This window comes from Paraconexibacter algicola (genome assembly GCF_003044185.1).
Taxonomy (GTDB): Bacteria; Actinomycetota; Thermoleophilia; order Solirubrobacterales; family Solirubrobacteraceae; genus Paraconexibacter; species Paraconexibacter algicola.
In genome coordinates this window covers 75,787-93,456 of the sequence record NZ_PYYB01000005.1, presented here as the reverse complement: position 1 = coordinate 93,456, position 17,670 = coordinate 75,787, and the positions used below count along the sequence as shown (strand labels likewise).

General features: G+C 72.0%; 8 protein-coding genes. 1 reads left to right on the top strand and 7 read right to left on the bottom strand.

Annotated features, from left to right (window positions below; translation table 11 throughout):
* Positions 1-7: 7 nt before the first annotated feature.
* From C7Y72_RS21420 to C7Y72_RS21410, 3 genes are all read right to left on the bottom strand, one after another.
* A complete protein-coding gene (locus C7Y72_RS21420) occupies positions 8-1,666 on the bottom strand; it encodes a PucR family transcriptional regulator (RefSeq protein ID WP_107571247.1) in 1,659 nt (552 codons plus the stop codon).
* Positions 1,666-3,036, bottom strand: coding sequence for an aspartate aminotransferase family protein (locus C7Y72_RS21415; protein WP_107571246.1), 1,371 nt, complete (start codon positions 3,034-3,036; stop codon positions 1,666-1,668). The genes C7Y72_RS21420 and C7Y72_RS21415 overlap by 1 nt, the downstream gene beginning before the upstream one ends.
* A 121-nt stretch (positions 3,037-3,157) precedes the next feature.
* Positions 3,158-4,057 (bottom strand): hypothetical protein, encoded by a 900-nt coding sequence (locus C7Y72_RS21410; protein WP_107571245.1) that lies wholly within the window; start codon positions 4,055-4,057, stop codon positions 3,158-3,160.
* 168 nt (positions 4,058-4,225) lie between these two features.
* Here C7Y72_RS21410 and C7Y72_RS21405 point away from each other — a divergent pair, with 168 nt between their 5' ends.
* On the top strand, positions 4,226-4,717 hold the full coding sequence (locus tag C7Y72_RS21405) for an HAD domain-containing protein (protein ID WP_107571244.1): 492 nt from the start codon (positions 4,226-4,228) through the stop codon (positions 4,715-4,717).
* Here the strand turns inward: C7Y72_RS21405 and C7Y72_RS23845 are convergent.
* The 4 genes from C7Y72_RS23845 to C7Y72_RS21385 form a co-directional block, all read right to left on the bottom strand.
* Positions 4,702-7,605 (bottom strand): DEAD/DEAH box helicase family protein, encoded by a 2,904-nt coding sequence (locus C7Y72_RS23845; protein WP_199224029.1) that lies wholly within the window; start codon positions 7,603-7,605, stop codon positions 4,702-4,704. The genes C7Y72_RS21405 and C7Y72_RS23845 overlap by 16 nt on opposite strands.
* 66 nt (positions 7,606-7,671) lie before the next feature.
* Positions 7,672-11,979, bottom strand: a complete 4,308-nt coding sequence (gene rpoC / locus C7Y72_RS21395; RefSeq protein ID WP_107571243.1) for a DNA-directed RNA polymerase subunit beta' — start codon at positions 11,977-11,979, stop codon at positions 7,672-7,674.
* Positions 11,980-11,983: 4 nt separating this feature from the next.
* Positions 11,984-15,616 (bottom strand): DNA-directed RNA polymerase subunit beta, encoded by a 3,633-nt coding sequence (rpoB, locus tag C7Y72_RS21390; protein WP_107571242.1) that lies wholly within the window; start codon positions 15,614-15,616, stop codon positions 11,984-11,986.
* 262 nt (positions 15,617-15,878) lie between these two features.
* Positions 15,879-17,618, bottom strand: a complete 1,740-nt coding sequence (locus C7Y72_RS21385; protein ID WP_107571241.1) for an LVIVD repeat-containing protein — start codon at positions 17,616-17,618, stop codon at positions 15,879-15,881.
* Between the last annotated feature and the right edge of the window lie 52 nt (positions 17,619-17,670).

Below are 17,670 nucleotides of genomic sequence, written 5' to 3'. Positions count from 1 at the left end.
GGTCCGGTCAGCGCCGGCCGCCGTCGCCCGCCGACGCGGGCGCCATCTCGCGGCCGCGCAGCGCGAGCCAGAACTCGATGCGGTCGCGGGCCCGGCCGAGGTCGCGACCGGTGATCTCCTCGATCTTGCGGATCCGGTAGCGCAGCGTGTGGCGGTGGCAGTACAGCAGTCGCGCGGCCGCCTCCCACTGGCCGTTGCACTCGATGAAGGCCTCGAGCGAGCGCATCAGCTCGCCGCCGTAGTGGCCCTCTCCCTCCTCGATCGGGCCGAGCATCGACTCGCAGAAGAGCCGCAGCGCGTCGGTGTCCTGGAGGGCGAGCAGCAGCTGGAAGGAGCCGAGATCGCGGTAGGTCGCGACGCGTCCCGGCTCGCCGCCGGCCGCGCCGTTGCGGTTGGGGGTCGGGTCGGCACCGAGCTCCCGGGCCTCGAGCGCGCAGCGCGCCTCGTGCCAGGCCTCGCGCGCGCGGCCGGCGGGGACGCCGCGCCCGGCGCCCGCCAGCGGGTCGCGGCCGAGCGTGGTGGCCACGCGCGCGACGATCCGCTCGCAGGTGTCGAAGAGCTCCTCGTCGAGGAAGCCGGGGAGCAGCACGCCGACGAAGCGGCCGGTCGTGGCGACGAGGCCGCTGACCGCCTCGGCCCGCAGCGCGTCCGCCACCGCGCTCTCGACCGCCGTGGGCGGCGCGGTCGCGGGCTGGCTCGGCCCGCTGCCGGGCACCGCGAGCGCCAGCGCGGTGATGCGGCCGCCCAGGCCGAACGGCTCGAGGCGGCGCTGCAGCTCCGGCCCGTCGACCTCGCCGGCGACGATCTCGCTGAGCACGTCCCCGGCGAGCCGGCGCTCGGTCGCGTCGGCCACGCGGACGCGCAGCAGCTCGAGCGCGACGACGGTGACGGCCTGGTGGAGGATCAGCCGGTCGATCTCCGCCAGCCCGCCCTGGTCCTTGGCCGCGACGAGCCACGCCTGCGGCACCGTGCCCGGCGCGGCACCCGGGCTCGCGACCGGGAGCGCGAGGGCGCGACCGCCGAGCGACGGGGTGGTCGGCAGGAACTCGCGGCTCTCGCCGCGGCGCGCGCGCTCGCGCAGCTCCTCCCCCAGCGAGGCGAGGAGCTCGGCGTCCGCGTCGCGCCGGAAGGTGCGATGGGCCAGCGGCTCCCCGCGGCCGTCGAAGACCAGCGCGGCCCCTCCGATCAGCGTCGCCAGCTGACCGGCGATCGCCTCCAGGCCACGCTCGGACAGCACGATCCGCTGGAGCCGCTCCTGCGCGACGATCGACCGCTGCAGCAGCGCGTATTGCTCGTTGACCAGCCGCGTGAACGCCCGCTCGGTGAGCGCGATGAACGGCAGCTCGTACGGGACCTCGAACAGCGGGAAGCCCGCGTCGGCCGCCGCCTGCACCATCGCGGCGGGCACCTCGTCGTGCCCGAACCCGGTGCCCACCCCGAGGCCGGCGAGGCCGTGGTCGGCCAGCCGCTCGACGAACGCGCGCTGCGCGGCGGGCTTGCTGCCCAGCGCCATGCCCGTGGTCAGCAGCAGCTCGCCGCCGCTGAGGAACGGCGTCGGGTCCGGCAGCTCGGTGATGTGCACCCAGCGGACCGGCTGGTCGGCCGCCTCCTCCCCGGCGAGGAGGCGCACGTCCAGATCGGCGAGCAGTTCGCTGACCGTCAGCATCAGAGCCGGGTCGAGGCCTCCTCGAGCACCGGGCGCAGGATCGACTCGATCTCCGCGAAGTGCTCGGGTCCGGAGATCAGCGGCGGGGACAGCTGGATGACCGGGTCGCCACGGTCGTCGGCCCGGCAGATCAGTCCGCGGCGGAACAGCTCGCCGGAGAGGAAGCCGCGCAGCAGCGACTCGGCCTCGTCGCGCGAGAACGACGCCTTCGTCTCGCGGTCCTTGACGAGCTCGATCGCCTGGAAGTACCCGGCACCGCGGACGTCGCCGACGATCGGGATGTCCCGCAGCGACTCGAGCATCGCCCGGAACTCGCCCTCGTGCTCGCGGACGTTCTCGAGGATCCCCTCCTGCTCGAACACGTCGAGGTTCGCCATCGCGACCGCGGCGCACATCGGGTGCCCGCCCCAGGTGAAGCCGTGGGCGAAGCTGTTGGTCCCCTCCAGGAACGGCTCCATCAGCCGGTCGGAGGCGAGCACCGCCCCCATCGGGGCGTAGGAGCTCGTGAGGCCCTTCGCGGTCGTGATGATGTCCGGCTGGTAGCCGTAGCGCTGGGCGCCGAACCACTCGCCCAGGCGCCCGAACGCGCAGATGACCTCGTCGCTGATCAGCAGGACGTCGCGCTCGTCGCAGATCTCGCGCACGCGCTGGAAGTAGCCCTCCGGCGGGGTGAAGCAGCCGCCGGCGTTCTGGACCGGCTCGAGGATGACCGCGGCGACGGTGTCCGCGCCCTCGAAGTCGATCCGCTTGGCGATCGCCTCGGCGAGGTTCTCCACGCCGTAGCCGGGGGCGAGCCGGTACAGGTTGGTGTTGGGGACGTGGCAGCCGCCGGGCGTGAACGGCTCGAACGGCTGGCGCAGGCCGGTGATGCCGGTCGCGGTGAGCGCGCCGAGCGTGGTGCCGTGGTAGGCGGTCTCGCGGGCGATGATCTTGGTCTTCGTCGGGTTGCCCGTGAGCTTGTGGTACTGGCGCACGAGCTTGATCGCGGACTCGACGGACTCGCCGCCACCGCTGGTGAAGAAGACGCGGTTGAGGTCGCCGGGCGCGAGGTCGGCGAGCCGGGCGGCGAGCTCGATCGCCCGCGGGTGCGCGTAGGACCAGGTGGTGAAGAAGCCGAGCTCGCGCGCCTGGTCGGCTCCGGCCTGCGCGACGTCGTGGCGGCCGTGCCCGATGTTCACGCAGAACAGCGCGCTCAGGCCGTCGAAGTAGCGGTTGCCGTGCTCGTCCCAGACGTAGCAGCCGTCGCCCTTGACGATGATCGGGATCTCCGCCCCGGCGTCGTAGGCGCCCATCCGGCTGAAGTGCATCCACAGGTGCCGCTTGGCGAGCTCCTGCAGGTCCCTGGTCTTCGGCTGCTCCGTCGTGGCCATCGCGCGTTCCTTTGGACGATCCGGCCATCGGGTGGCCGATCTGGACAACGTACTGTCCGCGGACGGTATCCACCACCCCCGGTGTGCACGGAGGCAGAACTGCGACGGGCGGGCGTGCCGCTCAGGCGGTCGCGGCGACGGCGCGGCCCTGCCCGGAGGCGGCCGCGGCGGTCGACCGGATCGGAGCAGGCGTGAGCGCGCTCGCGACGATGACCATGAGGAACGCCAGGGCCGAGACGGCGATGCCGACCGCGTCGCCGGGCATCGGGTCGCCGAAGACGATGATGCCGCCGGCGATGCAGGAGATGTTCGCCGCCGTGCCGGTGATCGCGATGACCTCGACCGCGCCGCCGTCCTGCAGCGACCGGGCCGACGCGTAGAACGCGGTGGCCGACGCGCAGACCGCGACGAGCAGCCAGGGGCTGAGCAGCGCGCCGATGCCGTCGAAGCCGACGAGCTCGGTGAGCGCCTTCACGGCGATGTTGCAGACGCCGAAGAGGATGCCGGTGGCGGCCGCGAGCATGATCCCGTGGTGCTCGCGCTTGGCGCCGGCACGCGGGCCGAGCAGCAGCAGCGCGCCGAGGCCGATGAGCCCGCCCTGGAAGGCGACCATCGCCTGCAGGGAGAAGCCGTCGGCACCGTGACCACCGGGCATCGTGAACGCCAGCGCGGCGAGGCCGACGCCGGTGAGGCCGAGCCCCCACCACTGGCGCCGCTCGACGGCGAAGCCGAAGATGCGGTCCGCCATCACGGCGATGAGGACGACGCCGCCCGAGAGCACGACCTGGACGGTCGAGAGCGGGGCGAGCGCGATCGCGCCGACGTGCAGCACCCAGCCGACGAGGCCGAGGAGCATGCCGAGCGCGAACCACTTGGAGCGCCACAGGTTGGCCGCGGTCCGCAGCGGATGGCGGACGTCGACGGTGGGGACCTCGTTGCAGCCTCGGTGCTTGTAGAAGAAGCCGAGGTTCGCCGCCAGGGCGCAGAGCAGGGCGAGGAGGATTCCGAGCTGAATGGTCATACAGGGGGGAGCGTGGGCCGGGCCACCGCGGTTCGGGAGCGGTGGTAGTGGTCAAGCCCTACATCGACCGGTCCGGTCGACGGCTTGACCGCGGCCGACGAATTCGAGGGTAGCGGGTCCTCACGAGAAGTACGCCGATGGGGCAGAAAGGTCACCATGTGGTCACAGATGCGCTGCAAACCGCTGCTTCTCGTCGACGTCGACGGGGTCATCTCGCTCTTCGGATTCACCATGGACAGCTGTCCGACCGGATCCTGGCACCAGATCGACGGGGTCGCCCACCTCCTTTCGGGCGAAGCCGCGGAGCACCTTCTCGACCTGATGTCGGTGTACGAGCTCGTCTGGTGCACGGGTTGGGAGGAGCGGGCCGACGAGCACCTGCCGACGCTCCTGGGGCTGCCGCGCCTTCCGTGGCTGTCGTTCGACCGCAATCCGGGGAAGGGCAACGCGCACTGGAAGCTCGCCGCGATCGACGCGCACTGCGGCGACCGACCCGCCGCCTGGCTCGACGACGCGCTCGACGCCGGCTGCGAGGAGTGGGCGCGGGAGCGCTCCGCCCGTGGCGCCCCGACGCTGCTGGTCCGCACGCGGCCCGAGGTCGGGCTCACCCGGACCGAGCGCGACACGCTCCACGCCTGGGCCGCTCAGCTCCAGACCTGACGCACCGTCACCTCGTAGCCCGCCGCGACCCCGGCGGCCTCGACGGCCAGCGCCCGGCCCGCGTCGCTGCGCTGGACGAAGCGCAGCTCCGACGGGCCGACCACCCCGGACCAGGCGCGATGGAACGCCTCCGCGCGGTCGGCGCGCCGCGCGAGGTCGTCGGGGACGGCGTGCCAGCGCTCGTCCAGGGGCGGGCGCCGGCGCAGGACGCGGGCGAGCATGCCCAGCGGGCCGCGTCCCGGGACCCGCATCGGCCGCGACACGAGGTAGCGCGGGGACTCCACGACGCCGAGCAGCTGCTCGAGGGCGGTCGCGAGCAGCGCGGCGTGCTCCGGGGTGCCACGCCGCAGGCGGCAGCGCAGGTAGCCGTCGCTGCGCGGCTCCACGACGAGCGAGTCCGCGACATCGCGCGGGAGCTCGCCGAGCGCCGCGTACGCCTCGACCACCGCGTGGGCGGCCCCGTCCAGCGGCGGCAGCGGCGGCGCGAGCGCGGCCGCACGGCGCAGTCGCAGGCCCGCCCACAGCCCGGCCCCCGGGACGGCGAGCAGGCCCGCCAGCCCCACCGGGCCGGCGAGCGCCGTCCCCGCGGCGACCGCGAGCGCCCCGCCCGCCGCGGTCAGCACGGGGGCGCGCTGCGACAGCGGCAGGGCCGCCTGCACGCCCGCGTCCCGCGCCGTCTCCCCCGCCGCGAGGTCCTCGCGCACCGGCCGGACGGTGACCGTCGGCCGCTCCACCGCCTCGTAGGGCGTGCCGATCGCCCAGCGCTCGCGCGCGCCGGCGTGGTCGGCCGCGCGGGCCCGCATCGCCCGGTCGACCACGGCGAGCTCCGCCGCCACGGGCGGCGTGAACGGCCCGAGCAGCGGGTGCACGTGCGAGGGCCCCGCCTCGATCACCCCGTCCTCCGCGGGCGCCAGCAGGTGGGCGTGCTTGCGCACGAACCGCCGGTAGTCCGCCGCACCGCGCGCGAGGTCGGCGGCGACGCACACCACGTCCCAGTTCGAGGCGATCTTCTCCGGCCGCTGCGGATCCAGACGCAGCGAGCGCCCGCGCATCTGGCGCACGCTGACCCCGGTGGTCGCGACCGTCAGGTCGACGAGGACGTTGACGCACGGCGCGTCCCACCCCTCCCCCAGGAGCGCGCGCGTCCCGACCAGCGTGCGCGTGTGCCCGGCGGTCAGCGCCGCGGTCGCCCGCGGCACCCAGTCGCGCGGCGTCCACGGCCCCGCCCCCGGCCGCAGCTCGACGAGGCCGTCCGCGTCCGGGTCCGGCACGACTGCCGGCGCGATGTCCAGCGCCGCGGCGAGCGCCTCGTGGTCCTCCGGCACGCAGCGCAACGCCCGGCCGCTGACCAGCAGCGGGCGCAGGGGCGCCGTGCGGAGGTCCTCCGCGAGCGCGAGGACCGCGCGCGCGGCCGTCCCCGCCGTCGCGTCGAGGACCCCGGTGAGCGCCCCGTCGGCGCGACGCTCCGCCCGCTCGGCGTCGCACAGGACGCAGGCGCGCAGGGTCTCCCCGCGCGCCTCGTCCTCGCAGGCGAGGACCTCCACGAGCGCCAGCGGCTTGGCGGCCGAGGAGGTCAGCAGCCGGTCGACCTCCGAGCGGCCGCGCCGGATCCCCTGTCGCGTCAGGGTGAAGCCCAGGTCGCGCAGCGCCGCGCCGATCGCCTCGTGACGGGCGGCCGCCGCCGGCGACGGGTCCGCCGCGAGCGCGCCGAGCGCGTAGTCCTCCAGCAGCACGAGCCAGTCGTCGAGGTCCGGCGGCTCACGGAACGCCTCGCCGCGCGGCGCCCCCGGCGGCGGGGCGAGCCCGGCCGAGAGCAGGAACCGCACGCCCGCCCGGGCCAGCGCGGGACGGCGACGCTGGAAGGTCCCCCACGGCACCTCCGCCGCCCCGTCGGCCGCTCCCCGCTCGCGCATCCGTCGCAGCACCCACGCCGGGAAGGACAGCGGCGCCGGGATCCCGTCGGGCGCCGGGACCTCGTCGTGCAGGGCGGTGACGAGCTCGGCGAAGCGGACGTCGTGCTCGGCGAGCCAGGCCCGCTCGGAGGCCAGCGGCGCGCAGAACCAGGCGAGCTCCTGGTACGGGGCGAGGAAGCCGTCACGGACCACGGCGGGGGTCGGAACCGAGAAGTCGACCGGGCCGAGCAGCGCCTCGTAGAGCTCGCCCTCCGCCGCGGTCAGCTCCGCCGGCGGGGTCGCGGTGAGCCCGACGACCAGCTCCGCGTCGAGCTGCGCGAGGACCGCGCGCACGACGTAGCCCCACAGCGACGCGAGGTGGTGGCACTCGTCGAGGACCACGGTCGCAGTGCCGGCGGCCCGCAGCGCGGCGACACGCTCCCGCGCCCCGCGGTCCAACAGGTCGGCGAGCGCCAGGTCGGGGTGCTCCCCGCGGGCCACCTCGCGCTTGATCGCCGCGACGATCCGCGAGACCTGCGCGCTGCGGCGCCGCTCCGCCTCCCCCGTCCAGTCCGCGGCCGCCGCGGCGACCGCCTGCTCGGACTCGCCCGTGGCCGCCGCGCGCTCCGCCGTCCAGCGGGCCTGCGCGAGCTCGCGCAGCGCAGCCCCCGGGTCCTCCAGACGGCACAGCGCCTGGTACGTGAGCACGGAGATCGGCGCGTCGCGGTCGAGCTCGGTCCGCACGAGGCCCGCGCCCCCGCAGCGGCCGATCTGGGCGACCCACTGGGCCTGGATCGCCTGGTTGGGCACGAGCACGAGCGCCGGGCCGCCGCGGCGGCGGACGAGCTCCAGGCCGATCACCGTCTTCCCGGACCCCGGGGGCGCGACGAGGTGCGTGCGCCGACGACCGGCGGCGCGGTCGGCCTCGAACGCCGCGAACGCGAGCTCCTGGTAGCGGCGCCAGGTGCCGGGGAAGCGCAGGTCCGCGACGGTCACGCGCCCACCCTAGAACGGCGAAGGCCCGCCGGAGCGGGCCTTCGCGTCAGGTCACGTGCGGACCGCTCAGTCCTCGGACGGGATGTCCAGGTCGGCGAGCTCCTCGGCGAAGCCGGGATCCGTGCCGCCCACCCCGATGTCCTCGAGCTGGCTGATGTCGTCGCTGAACGAGGAGCCGAAGCCGCCGAGGCCGCCGTCGCCCTCCAGCAGCTCCGCGGCGATCTCGTCCTGGTCGAGCAGCCCGACGTCGTCCATCGCGCGGGGCAGCGGCTCCGACGGCTCGATCTCGATCCGGCGGTAGCGCTTGAGGCCCGTGGCCGCCGGGATCAGCTTCCCGATGATCACGTTCTCCTTCAGGCCGTTGAGGGTGTCCTTCTTGCCCTCGAGCGCGGCGTCGGTCAGGACCTTCGTCGTCTCCTGGAACGAGGCCGCCGACAGGAACGAGTCGGTGTTCAGGGAGGCCTTGGTGATGCCGAGGATGATCTCCTCGAACTGGGCCTGCTCGCCCTTGGCCTTCTTGATCTTCTCGTTCTCGTCGCGGAACTCGTAGCGGTCGACGAGCGCACCGGGCAGGTAGGCGGTGTCGCCCTTCTGGTCCACGCGGACCTTCTTGAGCATCTGCCGCACGATCAGCTCGATGTGCTTGTCGTTGATGTCCACGCCCTGGGACTTGTAGACCTCCTGCACCTCCTTGACGAGGTAGCGCTCGGTCTCCGTCCGGCCGCGCAGGCGCAGCAGGTCGTGCGGGTAGAGGGAGCCCTCGGAGAGCTGCCGCCCCGCCTTCACCGACTCGCCGTCCTCGACGAACAGGCGCGTGCGCGGCGGGAACTTGTAGGGGTGCTCCTCGCCGGCCTCGTCGGTGACGGTGACGAGGGTCTCCTTGTCGGACTTCTCGACCCGGGCCACGCCGTCCTGCTCGGCGATCTGCGCGAGGCCCTTCGGCTTGCGGGCCTCGAACAGCTCGACGACGCGCGGGAGGCCGTGCGTGATGTCCGCGCCGGCGACGCCGCCGGTGTGGAACGTCCGCATGGTCAGCTGCGTGCCGGGCTCGCCGATCGACTGCGCCGCGATGATGCCGACGGCGTCACCGATCTGCGCGGTCTTGCCGGACGCCATCGAGCGGCCGTAGCACGCCTGGCACACGCCGGTCTCGGCGATGCACTTCAGCGTCGAGCGGACCGCGATGCGGGGCGCCTCGACCTGGTTGGGCGACGCGCGGTGCGCCTCGAGCTCGGCGGTGAACGCCTCGCCGATGGCGGCCGCCTCGGCCCGGTCGATCTCGTTGCCCTTCTTGACGATGGTGCCGTCCGGCCCCTTGACGTCCTCGGCGGCGATGCGGCCGATGAGGTTGTCGTTGACCTCGCCCGTGGCGGTGTACGCCTCGAGGGTGATGAACTCCTTCGTCCCGCAGTCCGGCTCGCGGATGATCACGTCCTGCGCGACGTCGACGAGACGGCGCGTCAGGTAGCCGGAGTCCGCGGTGCGCAGCGCGGTGTCCGCGAGGCCCTTGCGGGCGCCGTGGGTGGAGATGAAGTACTCCAGGACGGTCAGGCCCTCCATGAAGTTCGACCGGATCGGCCGGTTGGCGATGATCTCGCCCTTCGGGTTGGCCATCAGGCCGCGCATGCCGGCCAGCTGACGGATCTGCTTGAAGGAGCCACGCGCCCCGCTGTCGGCCATCATGAAGATGGAGTTCAGCTGGTCGAAGTTCTCCTGCATGGCGTCCGCGACCTCCTCGGTCGCGCCGTTCCACTGGTCCACGACCTTCTCGTGGAGCTCCTCGGCCGTGATCAGGCCCATGTCGTACTGGTCGTTGAGCTCGCCGACGAGCGCCTCGTGCTTGTCGAGGATCTCCTGCTTGTTCGGCGGGATGATCACGTCGTTCTTCGAGACGGTGATGCCGGCCAGCGTCGAGTACTTGAACCCGAGGTCCTTGAACGCGTCGAGGACCAGCGCGACCGCCGGGGCGCCGTACGCCTGGACGAGCGCGTCGATGACCTTCACCGTGTCGCGCTTCTTCATCGGCTGGTTGACGAACGCGTACTCGGCCGGGTCGAACTTCTCGCCGAGGGCCTCCTCCAGCGCCCGCTCGATGCGGTCGTTGTAGATGATCCGGCCGACGGTCGTGAGGACGTGACCGCCCTGACGCCCGACCGGGCGGAACTCCGCGAGGGTGTGCAGGCCGACGACCTTCGCCTCGTAGGAGAGCTCGGCCTCCTGCGCGCTGCGGAAGACGTGCGGGCGCTCCTGCCCCGCCGGCCAGTCGCCGGACTTCAGCTTGCCCTGGAGCTCGGCGAGCTCGCCCGGCTCCGGCCCGAGCGTCAGGTAGTAGGCGCCGAGCACCATGTCCTGCGTCGGGGTGGCCAGCGGCGCGCCGTGCGCGGGGGACAGGATGTTGTTCGAGGAGAGCATGAGGATCCGGGCCTCCGCCTGCGCCTCGGCGCTCAGCGGGAGATGGACCGCCATCTGGTCGCCGTCGAAGTCCGCGTTGAACGCGGAGCAGACGAGCGGGTGGACCTGGATGGCCTTGCCCTCGACGAGCACCGGCTCGAAGGCCTGGATGCCGAGGCGGTGGAGCGTGGGCGCGCGGTTGAGCAGCACCGGGTGCTCGTGGATGACCTGCTCGAGGACGTCCCAGACCTCGGGGATCATCGAGTCGACCATCTTCTTGGCGGCCTTGATGTTCTGCGCCGCCTTGCGCTCGACGAGCTGGGCCATGATGAACGGCTTGAACAGCTCGAGCGCCATGAGCTTCGGCAGGCCGCACTGGTGCAGGCGCAGGTACGGGCCGGCCACGATGACCGAGCGGCCCGAGTAGTCCACGCGCTTGCCGAGCAGGTTCTGACGGAACCGGCCCTGCTTGCCCTTGAGCATGTCCGAGAGCGACTTCAGCGGGCGGTTGCCCGGGCCCGTGACGGGCCGGCCGCGACGGCCGTTGTCGAACAGCGCGTCGACGGCCTCCTGCAGCATGCGCTTCTCGTTGTTGACGATGATCTCCGGCGCGCCGAGGTCGAGCAGCCGCTTGAGGCGGTTGTTGCGGTTGATGACGCGGCGGTAGAGGTCGTTGAGGTCGGAGGTCGCGAAGCGGCCACCGTCCAGCTGGACCATCGGGCGCAGCTCCGGCGGGATCACCGGGACGGCCTCGAGGATCATCATCTCGGGCTTGTTGCGCGGCTCCTCGCCCGGGGCGTCCGGGAGGAACGCGGACAGCACCTTCAGGCGCTTGACCGCGCGGGCCTGCTTCTGGCCCTTGCCGTTCTTGACGAGGTCGGAGAGGAACTCCTCCTCGTGCTCGAGCACGAAGCCGGGGGCGTCCTGCGGGCGCATGTCGTCACCGGGGGTGCGGTCCGGGTCGACGTCGCGCGGCTTGGCGGCCACGTCGTAGGCGGGCTTGGTCTGCAGCAGCTCGCGGACGTGCTCGGCGCCCATGCCGCCGCCGAAGTACTCGCCGAAGCCGTACGGGGAGCCGAAGCGGTGCTTGAGCTCGCGGAAGAACGTCTCGTCGGCGATGAGCTTCTTCGGGACGAACTCGTCCTTGTCGATCGCCTTCTCGACGTACGTGTTCAGCGGCCACTCCTCGCCCTCGGCGGGCGGTTCGTCGGCGGGCTCGTTCTTGTTGGCGAAGAGCTTCCAGACCTCCTTGAGGCGCATGCGCGCGTCCTCGTAGTAGGCCTCGGTGTCGTCGATGTCCGTCGCGAAGGTCTTCTTGACCTCGTTCTGGAGCTTCTTGCGCTCGTCGTCGGAGAGCTTCTTGACGTTGATCTCCAGCGACTCCGCCCAGAGGTGGTCCTCGTCGCCGAAGGCGCCCTGGCTGCCGTCGTCGAGGTACGCCAGGCGCGCCTCGCGGGAGGTGCGGAGCTCCTCGACGCGCTCCTTCTGCTCGGCGAGCAGGCGGTCGAGCTCCTCCTGCATCTGGGCCTCGAGCTGGGGCAGGTCGCGCCAGCGGGCCTCCTGGTCGACCCAGGTGATGACCGACGCCGCGAAGTACAGGATCTTCTCGAGCTCCTTGGGAGCCATGTCGAGGAGGTAGCCGATGCGGCTCGGGACGCCCTTGAAGAACCAGATGTGGCTGACGGGGGCGGCGAGGTCGATGTGGCCCATCCGCTCACGGCGGACCTTCGACCGCGTCACCTCGACGCCGCAGCGCTCGCAGACGATGCCCTTGTAGCGGACGCGCTTGTACTTGCCGCAGTAGCACTCCCAGTCCTTGGTCGGACCGAAGATGCGCTCGCAGAAGAGGCCGTCCTTCTCCGGCTTCAGCGTGCGGTAGTTGATGGTCTCCGGCTTGATGACCTCACCCGAGGACCAGGCACGGATCTGCTTGCTGGACGCGAGTCCGATCTCGATGGCGTCGAAGTTGTTGATGTCAATCATGTGACTAGGCCTCCGCCCCGTCCAGGTCCACGTCGATGTCGATGTCCGAGTCCGCGTCGTCGTCCGCGTCGCCCTCGGGCTGGTTGGCGGCATCCACCTCGGGGTCCTCGACCTCCGAGGTCTCGCCCGTCGCGGCGCGCACGCCGGACAGGTCGATGCCGAGCTCCTCGGCGGCGCGCAGGAGGTCGTCGTCCTCCTCGCCCACCTCGGCGCTCTGGCCCTCCTCGGAGACGACGTTGACGTCGAGCGCCAGCGACTGCATCTCCTTGAGCAGGACCTTGAAGGACTCGGGGATCGACGGCTCGGCGATGTTCTCGCCCTTGACGATCGCCTCGTAGGCCTTCACGCGTCCGACCGTGTCGTCGGACTTGATGGTCAGCATCTCCTGCAGCGTGTAGGCGGCGCCGTACGCCTCGAGCGCCCAGACCTCCATCTCGCCGAAGCGCTGACCGCCGAACTGCGCCTTGCCGCCCAGCGGCTGCTGGGTGACGAGCGAGTACGGGCCCGTCGAGCGCGCGTGGATCTTGTCGTCGACGAGGTGGTGCAGCTTCAGGATGTACATGTAGCCGACCGTGACCTGCTGCTCGAACGGCTCACCGGTGCGGCCGTTGTAGAGCGTGAACTTGCCCGACGCGCGCCGGCCCTCGGGGCGGCTCTCGTCGACGTCCATGCGGATCGGCCCGCCCGCGGCGGTGTGCTCCTTCTGCCACTGCACGAGCGCGTTGTCGACGTCCGCGACCGCGGCACCGTCGAACACGGGGGTGGCGGTGTAGACCTTGCCCATGCGCCCGTTCTTCTGCGGGTGGCTGCGGCTGATCTTGTACGCCTCGGTGCCGTCGTCGTACCAGCCCTCCGCGGCGGCCCACCCGAGGTGGGTCTCCAGCAGCTGACCGACGTTCATGCGCGACGGGACGCCCAGCGGGTTGAGGATGACGTCGACCGGCGTGCCGTCCTCGAGGAACGGCATGTCGTGCTCGTCGACGATCTTCGAGATGACGCCCTTGTTGCCGTGGCGGCCGGCGAGCTTGTCGCCCTCGGAGATCTTGCGCTTCTTCGCGACGAAGACGCGCACGAGCTCGTTGACGCCGGGCGGCAGGTCGTCGCCGTTGTCGCGGCTGAAGGTCATGACGTCGATGACGACGCCGCCCTCGCCGTGCGGCACCTTCAGGGAGGTGTCGCGGACCTCGCGGGCCTTCTCCTTGAAGATCGCGCGGATCAGCTTCTCCTCGGCGGTCAGCTCCGTCTCGCCCTTGGGCGTGACCTTGCCGACCAGCAGGTCACCCGACCCGACCTCGGCGCCGATGCGCACGATGCCGCGATCGTCGAGGTTGCGCAGCGACTCCTCCGAGCGGTTCGGGATGTCGCGGGTGATCTCCTCGTCGCCGAGCTTCGTCGTGCGGGCGTCGACCTCGTACTCCTCGATGTGGATCGAGGTGAGCTCGTCGTCCTTCACGAGCCGCTTGGACAGGATGATCGCGTCCTCGAAGTTGTAGCCCTCCCAGGACATGAAGGCGACGCGCAGGTTCTTGCCCAGCGCCATCTCGCCGTGGTCGGTCGAGGAGCCGTCCGCGAGGACGTCGCCCTTCTTGACCTCGGCGCCCGGGAGCACCATCGGCTTCTGGTGGATGAGCGTGCCCTGGTTGGAGCGCATGAACTTCTGCAGCGCGTACTCGCGGCGCTCGTCCTGGCCGGTGATCGTGATGTTCTCGGCGTCGACGTACTCGACCACGCCGTCGAACTCGGCCATCAGGACGTCGCCGGTGTCGAGCGCGGCACGGCGCTCCATGCCGGTGCCGACGATCGGCGCGTCGGACTTCAGCAGCGGGACGGCCTGGCGCTGCATGTTCGAGCCCATGAGCGCGCGGTTGGCGTCGTCGTGCTCGAGGAACGGGATCATCGCCGTGGCGACGGACCAGATCTGCTGCGGCGAGACGTCCATCAGGTCGACGTCCTTGGGCGTGACCGTGACGTACTGGCCGGACTGCGTGCGGCAGACGACCTCGGGGCCCTTGAGCTTGCCGGTCTTCTCGTCGATCGGGTGGTTGGCCTGCGCGATCAGGCGCGGCTCCTCCTGGGTGGCGTCCAGCCGGACGATCTCCTCGGTCACGACGCCGTCGGTGACCACGCGGTAGGGCGTGGTGACGAAGCCGTGCTCGGAGACCTCCGCGTAGCTCGACAGCGAGCCGATGAGGCCGATGTTCGGGCCCTCCGGCGTCTCGATCGGGCACATGCGGCCGTAGTGGGTCGGGTGGACGTCGCGGACCTCGATGGGCGCGCGCTCGCGGGTCAGGCCGCCGGCGCCGAGCGCCGAGAGGCGGCGGCGGTGCGTGAGGCCCGACAGCGAGTTCGTCTGGTCCATGAACTGCGACAGCTGCGAGGAGCCGAAGAACTCCTTCTGCGCGGCGACGACCGGGCGGATGTTCACGATCGTCTGCGGCGTGATCGTGTCCTCGTCCTCGGTCGTGAGGCGCTCGCGGACGACGCGCTCCATCCGGTAGAGGCCGATGCGGAACGCCTCCTGGATGAGCTCGCCGACCGTGCGCAGGCGCCGGTTGCCGAAGTGCTCGTACTCGTCGAGGTGCTCGGCGACGGGCTCGCGCGGCATGACCGCGGCCTCGGCGGCGTAGTCCTTGATCTCGACCTCCGGGTCCTCGGGGAGGCCCAGGAGCTTCGGGAGCTTCACGAGCTCGCGGACGAGCGCGTGGATGTCGTCGTGCGTCAGCGTGCGGGTGTCGAGGTCGATCTCGAGCCCGAGCCGCGAGTTCAGCTTGTAGCGGCCGACGCGCGTGAGGTCGTAGCGCTTCGGGTCGAAGAACAGCTGCTGCAGCAGCGCGTAGGCGGCATCGACGCTCGGCGGCTCGCCCGGGCGCTGCTTCTTGAACAGCTCGATCAGCGCGCCCTTCTTCGTGCGCGTGTTCTCCGCGTCGCCCTCGAGCGTGTTGCGGATGTAGGCCGAGCCCTCGAACATCTCGAGGATCTCGTTGTCGAGGCGCAGGATGTCGTCCTCGGACTCCTCGACCGACCCGTCGGTCTCGGGGTTGTAGGCCATCGCGCGCAGCAGGACGGTGACCGGCAGCTTGCGCTTGCGGTCGATCCGGACGAAGACCTTGCCCTTCTTGTCGATCTCGAGCTCGAGCCAGGAGCCGCGGGCCGGCATGAGGTTCGCGGTGAAGACCTGCTTCTCGCGGTCCTTCGGCTCCATCAGGTAGGCGCCCGGCGAGCGGACGAGCTGCGTGACGACGACGCGCTCGGTGCCGTTGATGATGAACGTGCCGCGGTCGGTCATCCACGGGAAGTCGCCCATGAAGACGGACTGCTCGCGGATCTCGCCGGTCTCGTGGTTGATGAACGCGACGGTGACGGTCAGCGGGCGCGAGTAGGTGAGGTCCTTCTCGCGGCACTCCTCGATCGACGCGCTCGGCTCGTCGAAGACGAAGTCGCCGAACTGGACGGCGAGGTGACCGGTGTAGTCCTCGATCGGCGAGATGTCGTCGATCGTCTCGCGCAGGCCCCCGTTCTCGGGATCGACGAGCCACTCGAAGGAGCGCTTCTGGATGTCGATCAGGTTGGGGACATCGACGAGCTTGTTCAGGCGCGCGAAGGTCCGGCGAGCGCGGGGAGCGTCAACACGAGGCACGACAGGCGACTCCTCAGGGAGATCGGAACGGGCAAGAGCGAGGGCGCGCGTCCACGGGGAACCACGAACGCGACCAACGAAGATAGCACACGGCTACGCGCACCCCGCGGGGGGTGCATTCGGCGCTCACGGACCCCGCCCGGTGCCTGGTCCGCGTATGTGGCGCGGGGGCGAAAGGGGGCGGCTACGACTATCGGCCGACCGGGACAGGGTAGCCGGTCGGCGCCCCCGGGGGAAGCCCGGCGCTCCGGGCCCCCGCCGCTCAGGCCCGCCCGGCCCCGCGCGGCAGCGTGCAGACGAACGCCCGGCCCCCGCGCTCGGCCGCGCTCACCGCCTTGCGACGCGTCACGGTGATCGTGCCGCGCCGCAGCACCCGGCCGGTGTCGCCGACGCGCACGACGTAGCGGTAGCGCCCCGCGCGGGCCGCGATGCGGGCGCGCAGCGTCGCGACCCGGCCACGGGTGCCGCGGTAGCGCTGCTTGGCGAGGACCTTGCCGCGCACGTCGGTGAACGTCAGCGTCAGGGTCGCCGTGCGCGTCCTCAGCGCCCGCGGGACGCGGATCCTCGCCTTGAACGCATAGCCGCCCTTCGCCTGCGCGATCGGGGTCGGCGGCCGCGACGGCGTCGTCGGCGTGGCGGCCGGCGCCGGCGCGGCGCCCTGGATCTGCGCGCGCTGCGCCTCGGCCGGGCCGGCCGTCGCGGGCCAGCCGTCGCCGGTGAACTCCAGGACGTCCATGCCGCGGGCGATGTCCCCGGTGAAGACGTAGGAGCGGCCGCCGACGCGGTGCGGCTTGGCCGCCCACGTGTTCGCCCCGGTCGGGATGAACGAGCCGAGCAGGCGCGGCGCCGCCGGGTCCTGGTAGTCGACGACGTGCGTGCCGCGGCCGTACCAGGCGGCGACGAGCCGGTTGACGTCCGGCGCCTGCCACAGCACGTGGACGGTGCAGCCGCCCGTCGGGTTCAGCGCGGCGGGCAGGTTGAACGTGCCGATCTTGCCGCTCCCCTTCCCGCCGTCGAGCATCGTGCCGTCCCGCTCGAGCTTGTAGAAGTGGATCGCGCCCGTGTCGGTCGGGTCGCCGACGACCGGCAGGATGCCCTCGCCCAGGCGCACCGGCAGCTGCCCGCACACCGGCACGTCGGTGCCGCCGAGCAGCTCGTCGGTGACCACGAGCGTGTCGCGCGCCGGGTTGGGCTCGGCCTGGTGGCTGATCGTGACCGCCGGGTCGGCCAGCCGCTGCAGGATCCTCGGGCTCCTCGGGTCCGTCACGTCGATCACGTCCGTGAAGCCGATCGACGCCGCGTAGAGCAGCGTGCGGCCGTCCGGACGGTGGTCGACGTAGGAGTCGTGGATCGAGTCCTCGCCGCCGAACGACAGCTCCGACAGCTTCGCCGGCACCGCCGGGTCGGTCAGGTCGTAGATCTCGAGCTTCGAGTACGACGTCGGGTAGTTGTTGATGTACAGCGTGCGCCCGTCGAGCGTGTGCGTGTGGGACCCCACCGCGGTCTCGATGAAGCTCTTCAGCACCGGCCGGGCGCGGTCGGTCACGTCGATGACCATCGACCCCTGCTTGCCGTCGGGCAGGCAGCTCGCGCCGCTGGAGTCGGTGGTGAGCAGCGCGAGGTTCCCGTCGGTCGAGAGCTGCACGTCGTACTGGGAGCCGCCGCCGCAGGAGAAGACCCCCACGCGCCGCGGCCGGGTCGGATCGGACACGTCGGCGATGACCATGCCCTCCGTGTAGGAGCCGATGAACGCGAAGTTCCCGTGCAGCTCGAGGTCCGACGCCGCCGGGTTGCCGCCCGCGGTGTCGAGCGGCAGGTTGCCGACGATCCGCATGTTCTGGCCCATGCCGGTCAGCGGCGGGGCGGCGGGGATCGCCGCCTGGGCGCGCGTGAGCGACGACGGGCGCAGCCCGGTCTCCCCCAGCTGGTACGCGTGCGCGGCGGGCGCCGCCCCCGCACCCGCGGCGATCGTCAGCAGCAGCCCCAGCGCTCGGCGTCCCATGCAGACGCCAACGGTCCCCGCGGCGGGAACTTGCGGTCCCGCCGCCGGGAGC

Bases quoted from the DNA above. Each gene is read 5' to 3' on its own strand.
- C7Y72_RS21410 (WP_107571245.1), bottom strand. From the start codon at position 4,057: ATGACCATTCAGCTCGGAATCCTCCTCGCCCTGCTCTGCGCCCTGGCG.
- C7Y72_RS21405 (WP_107571244.1), top strand. From the start codon at position 4,226: ATGCGCTGCAAACCGCTGCTTCTCGTCGACGTCGACGGGGTCATCTCG.
- C7Y72_RS21385 (WP_107571241.1), bottom strand. From the start codon at position 17,618: ATGGGACGCCGAGCGCTGGGGCTGCTGCTGACGATCGCCGCGGGTGCG.
- C7Y72_RS21415 (WP_107571246.1), bottom strand. From the start codon at position 3,036: ATGGCCACGACGGAGCAGCCGAAGACCAGGGACCTGCAGGAGCTCGCC.
- C7Y72_RS21420 (WP_107571247.1), bottom strand. From the start codon at position 1,666: ATGCTGACGGTCAGCGAACTGCTCGCCGATCTGGACGTGCGCCTCCTC.
- rpoC (WP_107571243.1), bottom strand. From the start codon at position 11,979: ATGATTGACATCAACAACTTCGACGCCATCGAGATCGGACTCGCGTCC.